This is a genomic window from Paenibacillus sp. SYP-B3998, assembly GCF_010820665.1.
Classification (GTDB): domain Bacteria; phylum Bacillota; class Bacilli; order Paenibacillales; family NBRC-103111; genus Paenibacillus_E.
On sequence record NZ_JAAIKC010000025.1, the window covers coordinates 1 to 17,114 of the forward strand.

Annotated in this window: 20 protein-coding genes and 1 riboswitch; of the genes, 4 read left to right on the forward strand and 16 right to left on the reverse strand. The window is 45.0% G+C overall.

What is annotated here, in order from left to right; translation table 11 throughout:
- Positions 1-770: 770 nt before the first annotated feature.
- Entirely contained in the window at positions 771-1,568 is a 798-nt protein-coding gene (locus GK047_RS28250; RefSeq protein ID WP_163954005.1) for a TrmH family RNA methyltransferase, read from the reverse strand.
- Between the two features lie 7 nt (positions 1,569-1,575).
- Positions 1,576-2,235, reverse strand: coding sequence for a potassium channel family protein (locus tag GK047_RS28255; RefSeq protein ID WP_163954007.1), 660 nt, complete (start codon positions 2,233-2,235; stop codon positions 1,576-1,578).
- Positions 2,236-2,403: 168 nt separating this feature from the next.
- On the opposite strand from GK047_RS28255, the gene sspI reads away from it, so the two are divergent.
- On the forward strand, positions 2,404-2,607 hold the full coding sequence (gene sspI, locus GK047_RS28260) for a small acid-soluble spore protein SspI (RefSeq protein ID WP_163954009.1): 204 nt from the start codon (positions 2,404-2,406) through the stop codon (positions 2,605-2,607).
- Between the two features lie 54 nt (positions 2,608-2,661).
- Here the strand turns inward: sspI and GK047_RS28265 are convergent, their stop codons facing one another.
- On the reverse strand, positions 2,662-3,384 hold the full coding sequence (locus GK047_RS28265) for an MtnX-like HAD-IB family phosphatase (RefSeq protein WP_163954012.1): 723 nt from the start codon (positions 3,382-3,384) through the stop codon (positions 2,662-2,664).
- 269 nt (positions 3,385-3,653) lie between these two features.
- Between GK047_RS28265 and GK047_RS28270 the strand changes: the two genes are divergently transcribed.
- Entirely contained in the window at positions 3,654-3,875 is a 222-nt protein-coding gene (locus tag GK047_RS28270; RefSeq protein ID WP_163954014.1) for an EAL domain-containing protein, read from the forward strand.
- On the opposite strand, the gene GK047_RS28275 is transcribed toward GK047_RS28270, so the two are convergent.
- The 5 genes from GK047_RS28275 to zwf all read right to left on the reverse strand — a co-directional run bounded on the left by GK047_RS28275 (position 3,870) and on the right by zwf (position 9,393).
- On the reverse strand, positions 3,870-4,658 hold the full coding sequence (locus tag GK047_RS28275; RefSeq protein WP_163954017.1) for a YheC/YheD family protein: 789 nt from the start codon (positions 4,656-4,658) through the stop codon (positions 3,870-3,872). The two genes, GK047_RS28270 and GK047_RS28275, sit on opposite strands and share 6 nt — an antisense overlap.
- Complete coding sequence (locus tag GK047_RS28280; RefSeq protein WP_163954018.1) at positions 4,655-4,837, reverse strand: hypothetical protein; 183 nt, start codon at positions 4,835-4,837, stop codon at positions 4,655-4,657. Before GK047_RS28280 ends, GK047_RS28275 begins: the two co-directional genes overlap by 4 nt.
- Before the next feature lie 163 nt (positions 4,838-5,000).
- Positions 5,001-6,584 carry a peptide chain release factor 3 gene (locus GK047_RS28285; protein WP_163954020.1) on the reverse strand — a complete coding sequence of 528 codons (1,584 nt, stop codon included), beginning with the start codon at positions 6,582-6,584 and terminating at the stop codon, positions 5,001-5,003.
- 49 nt (positions 6,585-6,633) lie between these two features.
- The gene (locus GK047_RS28290) at positions 6,634-7,698 is read right to left on the reverse strand and encodes a metallophosphoesterase family protein (protein ID WP_163954022.1); all 1,065 of its coding nucleotides are present in this window, start codon (positions 7,696-7,698) and stop codon (positions 6,634-6,636) included.
- Between the two features lie 159 nt (positions 7,699-7,857).
- The gene (gene zwf, locus GK047_RS28295; RefSeq protein WP_163954024.1) at positions 7,858-9,393 is read right to left on the reverse strand and encodes a glucose-6-phosphate dehydrogenase; all 1,536 of its coding nucleotides are present in this window, start codon (positions 9,391-9,393) and stop codon (positions 7,858-7,860) included.
- 212 nt (positions 9,394-9,605) lie between these two features.
- On the opposite strand from zwf, the gene GK047_RS28300 reads away from it, so the two are divergent.
- On the forward strand, positions 9,606-9,944 hold the full coding sequence (locus GK047_RS28300; RefSeq protein ID WP_163954026.1) for a hypothetical protein: 339 nt from the start codon (positions 9,606-9,608) through the stop codon (positions 9,942-9,944).
- Positions 9,945-9,981: 37 nt separating this feature from the next.
- Here the strand turns inward: GK047_RS28300 and GK047_RS28305 are convergent, their stop codons facing one another.
- Positions 9,982-10,425 (reverse strand): GNAT family N-acetyltransferase, encoded by a 444-nt coding sequence (locus GK047_RS28305; RefSeq protein ID WP_163954028.1) that lies wholly within the window; start codon positions 10,423-10,425, stop codon positions 9,982-9,984.
- A 167-nt stretch (positions 10,426-10,592) separates the two neighbouring features.
- Between GK047_RS28305 and GK047_RS28310 the strand changes: the two genes are divergently transcribed.
- Positions 10,593-11,315 (forward strand): hypothetical protein, encoded by a 723-nt coding sequence (locus GK047_RS28310; protein WP_163954030.1) that lies wholly within the window; start codon positions 10,593-10,595, stop codon positions 11,313-11,315.
- A gap of 8 nt (positions 11,316-11,323) precedes the next feature.
- On the opposite strand, the gene cysK is transcribed toward GK047_RS28310, so the two are convergent.
- The 7 genes from cysK to GK047_RS28345 form a co-directional block, all read right to left on the reverse strand.
- Positions 11,324-12,259: a cysteine synthase A gene (cysK, locus tag GK047_RS28315; RefSeq protein WP_163954032.1), complete on the reverse strand. Its 936-nt coding sequence runs from the start codon at positions 12,257-12,259 to the stop codon at positions 11,324-11,326.
- Between the two features lie 198 nt (positions 12,260-12,457).
- On the reverse strand, positions 12,458-13,006 hold the full coding sequence (lepB, locus tag GK047_RS28320) for a signal peptidase I (protein ID WP_163954034.1): 549 nt from the start codon (positions 13,004-13,006) through the stop codon (positions 12,458-12,460).
- Between the two features lie 25 nt (positions 13,007-13,031).
- A complete protein-coding gene (locus GK047_RS28325) occupies positions 13,032-13,676 on the reverse strand; it encodes a response regulator (protein ID WP_163954036.1) in 645 nt (214 codons plus the stop codon).
- A gap of 95 nt (positions 13,677-13,771) precedes the next feature.
- The gene (locus GK047_RS28330; RefSeq protein ID WP_163954037.1) at positions 13,772-14,851 is read right to left on the reverse strand and encodes a sensor histidine kinase; all 1,080 of its coding nucleotides are present in this window, start codon (positions 14,849-14,851) and stop codon (positions 13,772-13,774) included.
- Positions 14,852-14,917: 66 nt separating this feature from the next.
- Positions 14,918-15,586, reverse strand: coding sequence for a cell wall-active antibiotics response protein LiaF (gene liaF / locus GK047_RS28335; protein WP_163954039.1), 669 nt, complete (start codon positions 15,584-15,586; stop codon positions 14,918-14,920).
- A 192-nt stretch (positions 15,587-15,778) separates the two neighbouring features.
- On the reverse strand, positions 15,779-16,465 hold the full coding sequence (locus GK047_RS28340) for a PspA/IM30 family protein (protein ID WP_163954041.1): 687 nt from the start codon (positions 16,463-16,465) through the stop codon (positions 15,779-15,781).
- Between the two features lie 26 nt (positions 16,466-16,491).
- Entirely contained in the window at positions 16,492-16,791 is a 300-nt protein-coding gene (locus GK047_RS28345) for a LiaF transmembrane domain-containing protein (protein ID WP_240344344.1), read from the reverse strand.
- A gap of 166 nt (positions 16,792-16,957) precedes the next feature.
- A riboswitch (cyclic di-AMP (ydaO/yuaA leader) is annotated at positions 16,958-17,110 on the forward strand.
- Positions 17,111-17,114 lie beyond the last annotated feature (4 nt).

Sequence of the window (17,114 nt, forward strand, 5' to 3'; positions counted from 1 at the left end):
AAACATCATTTCTAATTCGTATGAGCACAAATAAAGGGGGTAATGCAGCCTCACGTAGAGCCTTAATCATGTTTTCTTCTTGTGGAGTAATATTCATAACGTATCTTATTTCCTTTCCAGTAGATTTATGCTCAAGATAATCTCATTATAAACCCTGACCTCAGTGTTATGGTCAAGTGGAAGTAAGCTAATTAACTATGCTGCCCGTTAGCGTAACGATCGATCCTCGATTAATGCTTTTTTTCCTCAGTCCGGAAAATAAAAAGATCTACATATTAGTTATGCGTAATATGTAAATCCCTTTAATTTAATTAATTTTTCTCAACCAAGGTCTTGATAATTTCCAGTCTAACAACTTTATTTTCACTGAATAATCAATCTTACCGTGAATTGAGAAGAACTTGATTCGATAACTAAATAAGCCCACGATTTCCGCGGACTTCATGTTCTCATCACAACAGACAATATATACATTCTCTTTTCAATCTCCCTACAGTTATAGGTTATCTATTACCCGATTTACTTGTCTTTTGTTTAAGTTTTACTATTTCATACACTTCCATTTGGTTAATTGAATTTAACAATCCAAAATTACTAATTAAACCTTTTTCTATTTCTAAAAATATAAATATCCCGATGTATCAAGGCTTTGAGCCACATCGGGACTGTCTTAGTTGTGACAAATCTACGTTCCAAATCAATGACAAAATAAATTACAAACGGTGACAAACTGAATTACAACTCACACATGGACAGGAATTAATATCTTGTTAAAACAACCGCTGCCGCGAAGCCTCAAAAAGCAGCACCGTGGCTGCCATCGCCACATTCAACGATTCAGCCTTGCCCTGCATCGGGATAATCACCTGCACGTCCGACTGCGCGGCAACCTCGGGTGACACGCCTTTAGCTTCGTTGCCGAGGATTAGCCACGTCGGCTGACGCAAGTCCGTGTCGTAGCACGAGCACTGCGCCTGCAGGCTCGTGGTCACGAGCCGCACGCCGCGCTTACGCGCGCGCGGCAGCAGCTCAAGCAGATCTGCCTCCACGATCGGCAGATGATACATCGAGCCCATCGTCGAACGAATGGTCTTAGGGTTATAAAGATCAACCGTGCCTCGACCAAGCACGACAGCGTTGGCACCGACCGCATCCGCGCTGCGGATGATCGTGCCCAGATTGCCTGGGTCTTGCACGCCGTCGAGCACGACCGCCAGATCATACTCGCCGGACAACAGCTCGTCCAAGTCGAGGCTCGGCTTCGCTACCACCGCCATAATCCCTTGCGGCGTTTGCGTATCCGAACACTTTTCTAGCACAGCTTGGCTGACGCCGATCCATTCCATTGTCTCAGGCGCAAGCGCTGAAAGCCCGTCTGGCAGCCCTTTTTCCAAGCTATATACGATCGTTTCTACGGGAGCTTCCGCGCGCAGAGCTTCTTCGACAAGATGAAAGCCCTCGATCAAGTATTTCCCTTGCTTTTCTCTACCGCGGCGCTCCAATAGCTGCGCCCATTCTTTGACTCTAGCATTCTGTACAGACATGATTTCTATATGTGTAATGGTCATTTATTATTTACTCCGCAAACGTCACTTCAAAAGTTTGAAGATCTATATTTTTTCCAACGATAACTAAAATATCATTCGGATTTAGTAATTCTTCCGCACTAGGCGGGATAACAAGCTTCTCTTCCTGTTTAATCGCAATAACATTACAGCCGTACTTGACGCGTATGTCCAGCTCTCTCAGGTTTTTACCAATCATTTGTTTAGAAGCTTTAATCTCAACGATGCTGTAGTCCGCAGAAAGCTCAATATAATCAAGGATATTCGATGAAATCAGATGGTGAGCGACGCGCTGCCCCATATCCCTCTCGGGGTAAACGACTTTGTCTGCGCCGATCTTTTTAAGCACTTTGCCATGAAGATCGTTAACGGCTTTCACCACAATCGTAGCAATGCCCATTTCTTTTAAAATTAATGTAGTTAGAATACTCGCTTGAATATCTTCACCTATAGCGACAACGACAACATCAAAATTGCGAATGCCTAATGCTTTCAGGGCCTCTTCATCCGTAGAATCGGCTTGAACCGCATGGGTGACAATGGACGAAATGTCTTGAACAATATTTTCACGATGATCGATTGCAAGTACCTCAAAGCCGGTTTGGGACAAGGTTTTTGCAATGCTGGACCCGAATCTGCCCATGCCGATGATGGCAAATTGTTTTCTCATTCGTTCTCCATCCTTTCCAGCCCTTACGATATCTTTCGATTATAACATACTTGTATCCGCATCTCACTTCATCCCTGGTAACCAAACAGGTGGAGAAGAGTGGCAGCATGAAGCAACTACAACTTGCGCATATTAGAAGAGATAACGAAAGGGAAGCGAGGTTCCACAATGAACATCACCTTGAGACAGGCCATCGTCCAACGCGTCCAGAATAAATCAAATGATGAACTTCAAGAAATAATTGAAGACTCCATCGGTGGTGAAGAAAGGGTTTTACCCGGTCTTGGCGTACTGTTCGAAATTATTTGGCAGCATAGTGGAGAAAACATTCAAAATGAGCTTGTGGATACGCTCAAAGAACACTTGCAATAATAGAGCTATTTTACAGCTAAGGTTGTGCTGCTGCATACCCTTAGCTAGCTTTAATTATACGGGAAACTTACATAAAACAGGATGTCTACCGTTTAAGCGACGGGCCGCTTTGCCATTTTTGAATGCATCCCAGTCAGTTTTAAGCACATCCAATACATCATAAAAGGTTTGAAATGGATAAAAGGCTGTGCCTTCTTCTTTTAAATACCTTGCTAGGCTCGATCTTGCGAAAATCCAATCCGCAAACCCCGAACCAAAGTAGTCGCTGCTGCCATCTCCGATGTAGATGATCATCCAGCCCTCTTCTTTTAACTTCTTTACAACGCTTGCCTTACAGCATCCGCACCATTTGCAAGCGGCATTCTCATTTTGTACGCCAAACTGAAATTGATTATCCCCAAGATAGGTAATTGGATTTCCGATTATTTGGTCCACTTCAACTTGCTGCTTCTTTAAAATTTGCTCGATGTAGTATAGCATCCCATCACTTAGAACCGTAACAGGAACGTCCTCCTCCTTGCAAAATCCGATGAAATCTCGCGCCCCATCCCGCAAATGTACACGATCTAAGATTTCATCGACCTCTTGTTTACGGCCAGCAAGCATCGGATATACAATTTCAATCCAAGGCAGGGAACCGATTATCCGCTCATTATATTGGCGGGTCATCTCAATCACTTGGGCTGTAGCGTCAACCTCCAATTCCTTCATCAACACATTACCTACATCTTGCTCCATTAACGTCCCATCGAAATCTGTTACTACGGCTACTTTCATCCAATCTGGCCCTCCCCAACAAATAAATATCCCCCTCTAAGAAGAAGGGGAGGATGCATATATAAACTATTATAGCATGGAAAGGACTAGCTCTGGCTTTGGTTACATGTTTTTAACATGTATAAGGTACACGCGTACATTTCCTGATTTTACACTCATTTTGTCAATATAAATTAGCCCTTAGCGTTAGCCAGCTTTACTTGCTGAAGAGAGCGAACTCATTCTTCCCCTCGGTGAATGGGTACTGCGTCAAGCTTGTCTCCAAAAAAATGAAATGGCTTGAGGCCGGTATCGATCCTACATTTTTGGAATTTGAATTTACTGAGAGTTCGATTATGCATGACATGGATAAAACCATCGCTATCTTAGAAAAGCTCTGTCATAAAGGTATCTCCATCTCGATTGATGACTTTGGCATCGCTTACGAATTGGAGCATAGCAATTTACCAACTTTCCGAATGAATGAAAACAAACCGGTTATGTGCTCATAACCGGCCATAAGCTCTCCCATATCGTCTTATTTTCGCAAAAATTCGTTTATCCTTCAATCTGCTGAAAATATATGGATCTGGACTCGTATTCACTTCAAGAATCCATGGGTGCAGATCTTTATCAAGGGCAACGTCAACACCGATCTCTTTAACCCCTTTGTACCTCGCATTCATTGCTTTGGCGACCTGCAGCCCAAGAACACGAAGCTTGCTTACATAATGCTTTTGTTCCGTTTTGGGTAAGTAGCTAGCTAACAGTGCTTCTACAGGCTTCAACTTACCACCGCTATGGAAGTTCGTCACAATCTTACTTGGATGAGCTACTCTCCCAATGATTCCTGTCGTTTCCCATTTACGGAGGGGGGTTTGTTGAACCATCACGCGTAAATCAAAACGATTCCCTTTATATTTCAACAGATGAATGCCTTTCTGAGCCAAATAACGGCGTCGATGCGTCACTTTATAAATAGAGGCATACATCTCGTCGAAGTTGTCAAACCGTTTTAGATGGACACCTAGTTGATACGAGTAAGGCTTCTCTGCCGCACCCTCTGCCCGTTCTACGCGAATAACCCCATTGCCGAACATACCCATATCTGGTTTGATATAAATCATTTTGTAAGTATTGAGCATCTCTAGCAGCGACTCTCTCGTCATCCGCTTCGTTAACGGAACGTGGCTGCGCAGCTCCTTTGCTGCCACAACCGCCTGCGTTTTCAGCCATTTGCTATGGACATATCTGGCCCTGCTAATGTGTATCCGTTTCTTCGAGGTCTTTTTCATCTCTCAGCCTCCAGCTTCAATTTGTAGAAGTTGGCCAGTGACTGCGCCGTCGCCTGCCAGTTGAATTGCTTCACGGCATCACTGCGCGCCTGCTTGGCTAAACCGGTTGCCCCTGCTCTACGCTTCGCAACAGAACCGTCAAGAACGGGCGGAACTGGAATTTTGTTCAGGAGCGACAATTATGATGCGCACGCGAACAGGTTACTTCCCCAAAATCGTATCGTATCAGTTAGCTAACCCGTACCTATTGTATGAAGTAACGCTCACGTTGGCGACTAAAAACAAAGAAGAGGCTATTCCCCAGATGACTGTTCTGGAGAAAGCCCCTACCTATGATTATACTTATGGTGCACTAGTCAAAAATTGCGCTGTTGGGTTTTTGTCGATTGCCGAACGGAGCGCATACTCACTCTCGAATAAGCCGACATAATTCCCTTTCTTATCCTTCACTAGCTGCGAATTGATTCGGAATTTACCTGGATCGATTTTTTCATCGACGATCCAACGGGCAAACTGGTAGTTTTGTCTCTGTAATAGAATATCTACCCCGTACTCAGACTTCATCCGATGTTCAAGAACCTCGAATTGCAATTGGCCAACAACGCCGAGAATCATGTCCTCGAAACCAATCGTCGTGAAAATCTGAATCATTCCTTCTTCTGTAAGCTGATCGATGCCTTTCAAAAACTGTTTTTGCTTCAATGCATTTTTGATCGATACTTTACTGAACAACTCGGGAGAGAATGTCGGCAGCTCATCGAAGTGAATTTCTTCACCTTGGCTCAGAGAATCGCCAATTCGGAAAATGCCCGGATCGAACAAACCGATAATGTCACCTGGGAACGCCTCTTCAACGATATCCCGATCCTGAGCTAGAAACTGCTGAGGCTGGGACAATTTAATGTCCTTTCCTACACGTACATGCTTGACTGACATGCCGCGCTCGAACTTACCCGATACAATACGGAGAAAAGCTACACGATCACGGTGAGCCGGATTCATATTCGCCTGAATTTTGAATACATATCCGGAAAATTTTTCTCTGGTAGGCTCTATAGTGCCTGCTGTGCTGTTCCGAGGCTCTGGCTTCGGCGCTAACTGGAGGAAGTTCTCAAGAAACGTCTGCACGCCGAAGTTGTTGACCGCACTTCCAAAAAATACAGGCGTTAGCTCGCCTTTTAACACTTTTTCCATATCAAACGGATCACCGGCCACATCAAGCAGCTCGATATCCTGACTTAATTGCTTGTGCAAGAAATCCCCTGCAATTTGTTTAACAAGCGGATCATCGACGCCTTCGACCTTCCGTACTTCAATTTCCTTGTGATCTTCCCCCTGATAAAGCTCTAATTGAGATTTACCGCGATCGTATACGCCACAGAACTGCTTACCCGAACCGATCGGCCAATTCATCGGATAAGAACGAATACCAAGTACTTCTTCCAGTTCCTCTAACAATTCAAAAGGATCACGACCCTCACGATCCAATTTATTAATAAACGTGAAGATAGGGATTCCGCGCATCCGACATACTTGGAATAGCTTCTTCGTCTGTGTCTCCACCCCTTTAGCCACGTCAATTAGCATTACTGCGCTATCAGCGGCTGTCAACGTCCGATAGGTGTCCTCACTAAAATCTTGGTGACCAGGTGTATCCAAAATATTAATTCGATGCCCTTCATAATCGAATTGCATAACACTGGACGTTACAGAAATTCCACGCTGCTTCTCGATCTCCATCCAGTCAGAAGTTGCATGCTTGCTGGCTTTACGGCCTTTAACCGTTCCTGCCAATCGAATCGCGCCTCCGAACAGCAGAAGCTTCTCAGTTAATGTTGTTTTCCCCGCATCCGGGTGAGAAATAATCGCAAACGTACGTCGTTTAGCGACTTCCGTTTCGAGTTGTTTAGTTAGTTGCGTTGTCATCGGTTAGGTCCCTTCTTATTAGCAAATATATTCACACACCGCTTAAACCCTAGGCTTTTTGCAGGTCAATGGTCCAGTTCGCTTCATCAATAAACGTGCGATTGCTGAACTCTCTGCCTCGGATTACTACTTTATTGGCATAAACCTGTACATAGAGTCCTTGCGCTTTATTCTTCGCTTCTTGCTGGTAGGCGCGGTTCAGCGTTCTACCAACAGAGGAATTATGAAAATAGTGAAACGTTTCCTGCATATAATGCGGTGTGCCATTTTGGAAATCCTGATGGCGGTGTCCGCAGAAAACGAACACATTCTTATAAGGCTTGAGTGTTTCACGGAACTGAATGGCAGGAATCAGCTGATGGGTGCCACCATCTGTCCCTATTGGCGGCAATGGCTGATGCGTCATTACAAACAAGGGTCTCCCTGGTTTATAGAGAGCTTTCAACCTCTCTTTGAACCAAGCCATCTGTTCATCGGAGTACCAAGCTCCTTCTCCAACCTCAGGCTTTTCTTGCACATAAGCCTCTTGCGAAAGCAGCAGGATCGAATGGCCTTTCGTTGTAAATTCATTGTAAGGCTTCTCGTATCCAAAAAATTTCTTAAACTGTTCCCTAGACATCGCATCCGTCTTGCCGTTAGGTACAGCACCCTGATCCCAATTGTTTGTTTTGTTTATCCAAATCGTATAATAGTCGTGATTGCCCATGTTCGCGTGAACGGGCGGCAATTTATATTCGCTTACAATGGTATGCAGCTCCTTATAGTCACGTTCAGTTCCCGTATCAGTCAAATCGCCCGTCATCATTATAGCATCGACAGGGGCATCAAAATGCTTAATATCATCCAGTGCTTGCCGTAATTTTTTGACGGTTTGTGGATCACCCGCACTGACATGAAGATCACTTAATATAAAATACGACATGAGTGGTTCTGTTGACAATACTACATCGGTTGGCTGCGCATTCGGTTGGGTAAGATCTGGTTTCACTGATGACATGGCTGCCTCATCACCTGTTAGAAACTTTTTCTTAACCAATTGACTAAATAACGCGCTTATTCCGACAAGAACGGCTCCGATCATCATCAACCATCTGATAAAAGCTCTACGCGACATGTTGCACCTCGATTTATGATATGAACGTTACTCCGCAGAATCTATTATAGCACAAAAAAAACCAACGGACTTTCAGCTGCCCGTTGGCATGTCTTACCTATGTTTACGCCTAGCTTCCTAGCATTCCTGTTCGGACTATAGCGGCTTCAATTGCGTCAATTAAGTGAGCACAGATGCTTTCTTCTCGACTTCCCAGTCAACTTCGCCCTCGTTTTGGCCATTAATCGGCCACCACTTGAATCCGTCTTGCGACAATAGCTCAGTCGCTTCTTGAGGTCCCCACGAGCCTGCAGGATATTGCATCAGATCCGTGGGCGTCTCCGCCCAAGCAGCAGCGATTCGATCAACGTAGGTCCATGCGAGCGATACTTCATCCCAACGTGTGAAGTACGTGGAGTCTCCGCGCGTCGCATCATGCAGCAAGCGCTCATAGGCTTCCGGTGTATTTAAACCGATCTGACAGCTTTGGCAGAAATCCATAGCAACCGGAACGATTACCCCTTCTGATCCTGGCTGCTTTGCATTCATTTTCAGATAAATGCCTTCCATTGGATTAACGCGGAACACGAGCAGATTCGGCTGAAGATCATGCTTTTTAGCCAAATATACGTTGTTCGGAATATTTTTAAACTCGACAACGACCTCCGTTGTTTTCACTGGCAGCCTTTTGCCCGTCCTGATATAAAAAGGCACACCAGCCCAGCGGAAATTGTCCACGTGAACTCTGGCTGCGAAGTAGGTTTCTGTCTTCGATTGTGGATTCACAGAGTCCTCTTCACGATAAGCAGGCAAAGACTTGCCTTTAGCTGTTCCGTTTGCATACTGGCCTCGAACGACATTTTGACGTACTTCATCGCCAGACTCGAACAAGCGGAGTGAACGTAGAACCTTCACTTTCTCATCGCGGATATCTTCCGGGTGCAATCGACTTGGAGGTTCCATAGCCATCATCATAAGCATTTGCAGCATATGGTTTTGTCCCATATCGCGCAGCGCGCCGGAATGATCGTAGTAACCACCGCGTTCTTCAACGCCAACTGTTTCACTTAATGTAATTTGAATATTAGCTATGTATTTATTATTCCACAAAGGTTCAAAGAACGCATTTGCGAAGCGAACGAACTCAATATTCTGAACCATTTCTTTACCCAGATAATGATCGATGCGATAAATATCCTTCTCTTCGAAAACTTGACGAAGCTGACCATTCAATTTCTCTGCTGAAGGAAGATCATAACCGAATGGCTTCTCGATCACAAGACGATGCCAGCCTTCTGTCTCCAACAAACCGCCTTCACGCAAGTTATAGGAAACATTGCCGAATAATTCAGGCGCCAGTGCCAGGTAGAACAAACGATTGCCACCTGTTTGAAATTGTTGATCCAATCTACTTGTCAATGTGTTCAATTCGTGGAACCCGGCCACATTGTTAATATCCAGTGACATATATTCAAAACGCTGCGAGAAGTTTTCCCATTCCTTATCATCCGTAATTTTGTATCGCGCAAAATCTTGGATGGACTGTTTCACATCATCGCGAAACTGTTCATTCGAACGTGGTCTACGCGCTAGACCAACTACAGCAAAATTGTCCCCTAGCTTGCCTTCACGGTACAAACTATAAAACGCTGGAAACAGCTTTCTTTTTGCCAAATCCCCTGTTGCTCCGAAAATATAAAACACAGCTCCACTCATCTATGCATCATTCTTTCTCTATTGGAATAGGTAATATGCTTAGCATACCTAAAAAATGCTAGGTATTCAACTTTTCTCTGCACTTTTCCGTGAAATTTTCTGAAAATTCCCCCGCAAATATTTATAAGAAAAAGTAGACACCTGTCTAGACCGAAATGCCAAAGAATGAATAGGCTAACACTGATCTACAAACGCGGAGGTGCAAGGAGCTTATGCAACGTATATATCCAATTACAGAAAAATCCTGTAACGCGCAATGTGGTAAGCCAGTTTTGGTTTTCTTACATGACGGTTTAGAAATTTATGGCGTACTGAGCCGAGTGGAAAAAGAAAAGCTGATCTTGAACGATCAGTCATCTTCAGTTTCCAGTTCCACTACCAAAAAGTCCGCAAAAGTCAAAACCAAAAAAACCAAAGCCAAAACCCAAGCTTTGGAACCCAGCAGTGGGGCGAACGTGTTCCCCTCTTACGGACTTCCGTTCTTCGGCGGATTAGACCCTAGTCAACGGTTCGAGATTGAGATGGGAAGCGTCGCGGCCCTATTCTCCTGATCAGCGTTGGGGCTGGGATACAAGATCCTCGGCCCCTTCATTTAATTGGCTTGGTCATCATATAGCAAGCTAGATCAGGAATATATTGTTTTACGGTATACCCTCTGCCCACATAGAAGCGATAAGCTTTCTCATTGCTATCATCAACGAGCAGTTGTATCGTTTGGCAGCGTTCAGTCTTCCCATGAGCCTCAGCCACATTCATTAACTGTTGGCCCCAGCCCCTGCTTTGTTCACGGGGGTCAACCGCGAGCATATCAACGAACAAAACACGAGCTTTGCGAAGCATCGTTATGAAGGCAAACGGGCGCCGAGTGCCTTTGGACGCGACAAAAGTCACATTTCTGTTCAACCGTTTGCGTATTTCCGTAAATGTCGCTGAAGCGCTTGCGTCAAAAGCTCGCGAAAAGGGTACAAGTTGTTCAACGACTAAGCGATGAATAATCGGATCATCCAAGGATGCCAATCGTTTGCGTATCATACGGCACCGCCTCCACCAGAAGCAATCTAATGCTATCTTATGTAGGTCGATACGCGCTTGACTCCGCTTGCTTCCTAAATCCATTTGAATTCTTCAAAAGCAAGTACCAATTTACCCCAGTCGTTACGAATGATATAGTAAGAATAAGTGAAAAAGAGGTGATTCCTATGATTAACCCTTATCCCTGTCCCATCGCAGCCCTTAATAGCTATCAAACGAACAAAGACTATTATCGCGTTAGCAGGGTAAGCGCCATTACAGGCGGTAAGACGAGTACCTCTCGCGCTCCCCTTAATCGACCTTATGAACAGTCTGCTTACAAACAGCTAGCCGAATCCACAGCCAAAGGATTAGCGGGATTCTTACACGCTGCTCAAAACGTTAAACAGACAGCGCAAACATTAGCTGGGTCTAGCTTTTCTATCACACAGCGTCAAGATGCTTCACTGTCCGAAAACGCAGATAGCGAAGCGGCTACTCAACCCATTCAAGAATTCGTAGACGCCTATAATACATTTCAAAAAGACCTGCGGGAAACGCCGGAGTACTTAAATCGTTCTTTGCTTAGAGGATTAGAGCAAGCGGCCAAGCCCTATGCTCTCAATGAGTTAGGCATCTCGGAACTTGCTGACGGCACACTTGAGCTTCAAAAGGCTGAACTCAGAAAACAAATCAAAGAGCGGAGCGATCAAGCCCAGATCAGCTTGGGAAATATCAAAAGCTTTGCTGCATCCTTTTCAACAGGCTTGGGGCAATTAGATCAATTCCCTTCGGAAGCGTTATTCCAAATGGCAAGCTCATCTTTGAAGCCCTATGGTCAATATCGTTCCAAACTGCAGGCTTACCTGCCAGTGCCCATGAGCGGACTTTTGCTTGATCAGCGCATGTAAAGACCAGCCTATTCCACAGTCTGATACAGGGGAGTAGACAAGTAGCGCTCTCCTGTATCCGGAAGTAGGATGACGATCCGTTTCCCTTTATTTTCGGGTCTCCTTGCAACTTGAGTAGCCGCGTAAACAGCGGCCCCAGAAGAAACCCCAACCAGTAAACCTTCTGTCCGCGCCAACTGACGCGTTGCCTCGAAAGCTTCTTCATTTTTGACCAAATAAATCTCATCCACAATTGCTCTGTTAAAATTACCCGGCACAAACCCTGGTCCGAGTCCCTGAATCTGATGCACACCGCGAGGTCCACCTGACAAGACTGGCGATTCAAATGGTTCAACCGCAATAATTTGCACGTTAGGATTTCGCTGCTTTAATACTTCTCCAACGCCAGTGATTGTACCGCCAGTTCCTACACCACTGACGAAAATATCAACGACTCCATCTGTATCTCTCCATATTTCTTCCGCCGTTGTAAGACGGTGAATAGCTGGATTTGCAGGATTATCGAATTGGTGTGCAACAAAAGCATGAGGCGTCTGAGCAGCCAATTCCTCAGCTTTTCGAAGAGCTCCCGGCATCCCTTCTGAACCAGGCGTCAGCAGTAATTCAGCTCCCAGCGCTTGAAGTAAATTTCTTCGCTCAATACTGAACGTTTCGGGTAGCACTATGATGAGCCTGTAACCTTTAGCAGCTGCTACAAAAGCAAGTGCAATCCCCGTATTCCCGCTCGTCGCCTCAATAATTACGGATTCCTTATGAAGCAAGCCCTTTTCCTCTGCATCTTTAATGATGGCGTAGCCAATGCGATCTTTAACACTTCCTGCAGGGTTAAAATATTCGAGCTTACCTACGAGCTCAGCCTCCAATCCGTAGCTGGTTCCATAGGCAATAAGCTCTAACATAGGGGTATTTCCTATCAGTTCTGTTAAGTTTTTGACCATATTCATCTGTTAGACACTCCATTCCATGCCCTAATTGTTAATATTCCCATCGAAATAATTGGTATAATAACATTAACATGCGTAAGAAGGTAATTCAACTTTACCAAAAAACTTCAAAAAAAAGCGACTCCCCCAGTTAGCAGCGCATTCATTAGACGCTTTACTCACTCGGTGGAGTCACTTTTATTCCATATCTATCCTCAATTAAAACAACTTTTTCCCAAGCACGTGATCTAACGGTATAAACCCAATTACCCTGCTGTCCATACTGTTGTTACGATTATCTCCCATCACGAAAACATGATCGTCTGGAACGGTCCATTTCGTATCCCCGTTCACTCTCATCGCTTCATTGATATACGGCTCCTCCAGTGCTTGTCCGTTGCGATACATCTTCGCATCTTTAAGCTCCAACTGATCTCCAGGCTTACCAATCACACGCTTGATCCAGACATGCCTATCATCACCCTTAGTGAACAAACTAAGCAGCGGACTATCTAACAAGTCGTTTTTGAACGTTCTTTTGAGGTCTACTCTGCTATCAATAATAACAATGTCACCATAATTAGGTTCATATTTAAAAGTATGAGACAGTTTCGATACATAAACTCTTTGTTGGTCGTGCAGTGTTGGATCCATGGAGTGTCCCATCACTTTGGTAGATTGAAACACAAAAACACCTAAAAATACAACGATTACAAAAGAAATCGCAATGGACCCGAACCAACTCCATATTTGCTTCAATAGATTCATCGTTCTCGCTCCTTTATTGTTTTCGTTATTCGGCCAAACCATGCTTAAACGCATAAATGGCCGCTTGTGTCCGATCTTCTACGCCCAATTTGGCGAGTACATTCGTCACATGGAATTTAACTGTTTTTACCCCAATAAATAAATCATCAGCAAGCTCTTGATTCGACTTCCCTTTAGCAATTAAACGAAGCACTTCCATCTCTCTGTCGGTTAACTCTTCATGCGGCTCTGCTGCAGGCTTTGGCTGACGAAACCGATTCATGATTTTGGAAGCCACTTGCGACTCCAAAATCGACTGTCCTTTCGCCGCAGCTCTAATGGCTTGAGCAATTTCAGAAGCACGGGACGTTTTCAGCAAATAACTAAAAGCACCCGCTTCAATGACAGGATACATCTTCTCATCATCTAAGAAGCTTGTCAGCACGATTACCTTACAATCTGGATATAATTGCAGCAGCTTGCGAGTCGTCTCAATACCATCCATACCTTCCATGACCAAATCCATCAGCACAACATCGGGTCGATATTCTTGAGCCAACCGAATTCCATCAAGCCCATTACTCGCTTCACCGATGACTTCAATACCATCTTCTGTACCTAGAACGGCCGCTAGTCCAATTCGGACCATCTCGTGGTCATCTACTAGCAGCACGGTAATATTCGCGTCCATTTGCTTCTCCTCCTAAGTGTTTACTTAAGTAAAACTAGCATCGTGGGGACATTACTATTTCCATAGAAAGATCAATTTCTCGTAAGCATGACAGTTCAATTTTCGCCAGAGAAACTGGCATCAGAAACATATTCTTGGTCGAGAATCGGTACACGGATCTCAATTCGAGTTCCCCGTTCTGGTGCCGTAATGATATGTAAAGAACCACCAATTTCATTGACACGCTCCTTCATGGACACAATGCCATAGGAGGTGTGCTTCTTTGCATCCAATTCAAAACCGATTCCATCATCGCGTATAGCCAATCGAATACCATCCGTGCGATGCAGCAGTTTAACTTCCAGCTTGTTCGCTTTGGAGTGACGCAGCGCATTAGAAAGCGCCTCTTGGACAATACGAAATAAGTGATCTTCGATTCCTTTTGCTAGACGGATTTCTTCATCCATATCCCAAGAAATAGCCATCGGCACCTTAGCGGCCAACTCCTTGAGGAGCTCCACCAAACCTTCTGAAAGACGCTTGCCTTCTAAATGCACGGGTCGCAAGTGCAGCAATAACGCTCTCATCTCTGACTGTGCGACAGAGGCCATCTCCTCAATCAGATGAATTTGTCGTTGAGCTTTGTTGAAATCTTTATCCAATGTACGACCAACCGCCGTAGCCGTCATTGAAATCGCGAACAATTGCTGACTTACCGCATCGTGAAGCTCTCGCGCCAAGCGCTGACGCTCCTCAATTACCGCTGATAACTTCGCTTTTTCAGCAAGCTCAGCATTGTCGTTAGATAAACGCTGTAGGGAGGTAACTTGCTCCTCCCACCTCTTCATAATACGTTCGAGCTGCTCGCCTAGTCGACCAATTTCGTCTTCACCGTTCTGAACTCCTCCGCGAATGAACGTCCCTTTTTCAAGCAGCAGCATCGTCTCCATTAAAGGCTCAAGCCTACGCGTAATGCGGTTGCTATTCCAGAAGCCATATATGGCTCCAATGCCAGCAACAGCCCCGATGACTAGAAGTGAAAATTTCACGACCTCTTGCCAAGTCTTAAATGGTTCAATCATATGTCTGGAGTTAAGAAAGTAAATAATGACGCCTAAAATAATCAAGCTGAAGAGGATCGACTCGGCCATGCTGCGCCATATCATATTCGTTAATCGTCGTTTATAGCCGTCCAATGCGCGATGACCCTCCTAAGGAACCTATCATTTATGAAAGTTTTCTCGTAAAGCATATGCTCCGCTTTACATTATTTTGACATTAATATCTCCTACGATATAAGAAAGAACAAGTTTCACGCGATGATCACATTGTTCGAAGTTAGCAGATTCCCACACTAATTTGTTCATGACACCCGTATCGCGCTCACTTCCTATCTGTATTTGACCAAGCGTCACAGACGAATTCAAGGATACTCCTATATCTTCGGGTACTTTAATATCCACATCACCAACAACACCTTGCAAGATGACGGTTGTCTCCCTTTGCTCCAAAATAGCCAGAGAAAGATCAATATAAGTTTCCCCAATAATATACCATGTGCTGCTATTGCGTAGAATCCACGGCTCTCTGCCTAGACGTACACTATCCACAAGCTTCTGCTTTTGAATATAGGAGTCGTCTTTATGCACCCGCTTAGATCGAATAAAAAACAATCCTAGTGAAATCAAAACAACAGACAGAACAATCGTAATATGATCCCCAAACAAAATTACGGCTCCAACGCCAATCAACACATATCCCTTGCGTTCTCTGTGCGAGCGGAGGCGATGAATGCCCAGCAGGATGAGAATAATCGCAAGAATGGGAAAAAAGCCAAACATACGATCCAAAAGTAAAAAAAGACCCGTACCAATCAATAAAAGCGCTGTATTACGGTTACGGTTACCATTGTTTTTGATTTTTTCTCCCATAGTTGCACCTCCTCTTGCTGCTCTTTTTCTATCTATCTCTATAGGTACCAAATGAAAATAAAACCTTACCTAGCATACCATAAGAATGGACGACCTCCAAGAAGCAATCCTTTCGCATCAAGGCTTGAGCGTACACTTAAAGGCGGCGAGCCGCGCAGGCTAACTTCCTGCGCGGCTCAACTTTACACCCGGCTACTTCTTCCCGTGCGTATCCGTCTCGTTACTGAAGTGGCGCTGGCGCCATTCCTGCTTGAGCTTGCCGCGAAGCGCGTGTACCTCCTGCTTAATGTTGCCGCCCGCTTCCTTCAGCGTATCACGTGACATGCGGCCCGCTTCGCGCAGCCCTTGCAAGGCTTCCTTGCCAAGCTCGCGGCCGGTGACTTCCAACTCGCGTATATTGTCGCGAGCGCTTTTCCCGTGCAGCTCACCTTGCGGCTGCATGCTGTCCTGTGTATGGGCTGCGTAACCGCTAGCCGACAAAGCTGCACCTCCTGCACGCGAAGTGCGCAGAATGCGCAGCTCCTCACTGATCGCTAGGACTTCGTCTTGACCCTTCGCATACTGGGTGCTGAAATGTTGGATCGCCGCTTCCTGGTGCAGCTTCTCTTGCAACGCTAGCCGTGCAAGTTCTTCTTCTCCAGCGCGCATCGCCAGCTCAGCCTGCTCGCCGCGTAGCTGCGCCAGCTCCTCCGCATCTATACGATGCTGGCGCAATTCAATTGTACGTTGCAAAGCTTCATCATAGCGCTTCTCCAAGAAAGACAATTGCTTTTGAAAAGCACTCGATGTGCTACCACTACGTTCAAATAAGTCTAACCGCTCCGTGGACTCGTTCCAAGCAGCCTCTGCCATTTTACCGATCCGATTCAACACTTTCATTATCTACACCCCAAACGTCATTTTATTTAAAATTCGCTGCTTGGCGAATCTGTGCGTTGTCTCAATAAGTGAACGCCGTAAGCAATTAAAGCTCCAGCAAATGCAACTGCGAATAGACCGGATAAATTACCTAATAAAATTAAAGCACCCACTCCAGCGATTAGCCATCCGATTTTCTTTCCATTCTTAATGCCCACATAACCTAATCCAACCATTGCCAACGGAAAAAGAACTCCCATTAGATGCATATGGAACCCTATTTTATTGACGCAAATAATGAAACCTAAAGCGATGAGTAGTAATGCTAATCCTTTTTTTCCGTTCATCTTCATTCTTTCTGCCGCCCTTCGCATTTTCTTGATATACCTAGCTTATACCAAAGAAAGTGCAGCAAAAACGGACCCGCGACTGTTTTTCAACCTAGACCTAGGTCTAGTAACAACTCAGACCTTCCACTTTTTAGTCGTTGTTTCAGTATGATCAATAATGCTAGAATATTTGAAGCCGAGTCCGGCGCACAGATAAAGTGCCGGTACGGGGGACGATTTACATGGGGTGAATATTTGCTGTTTCTTAAAGCAGACTAGGGAGAACCTTCTACCCGAACCCGTCAACTAACCTCGGAGGCTCATTGAAGGAGGATTACCAA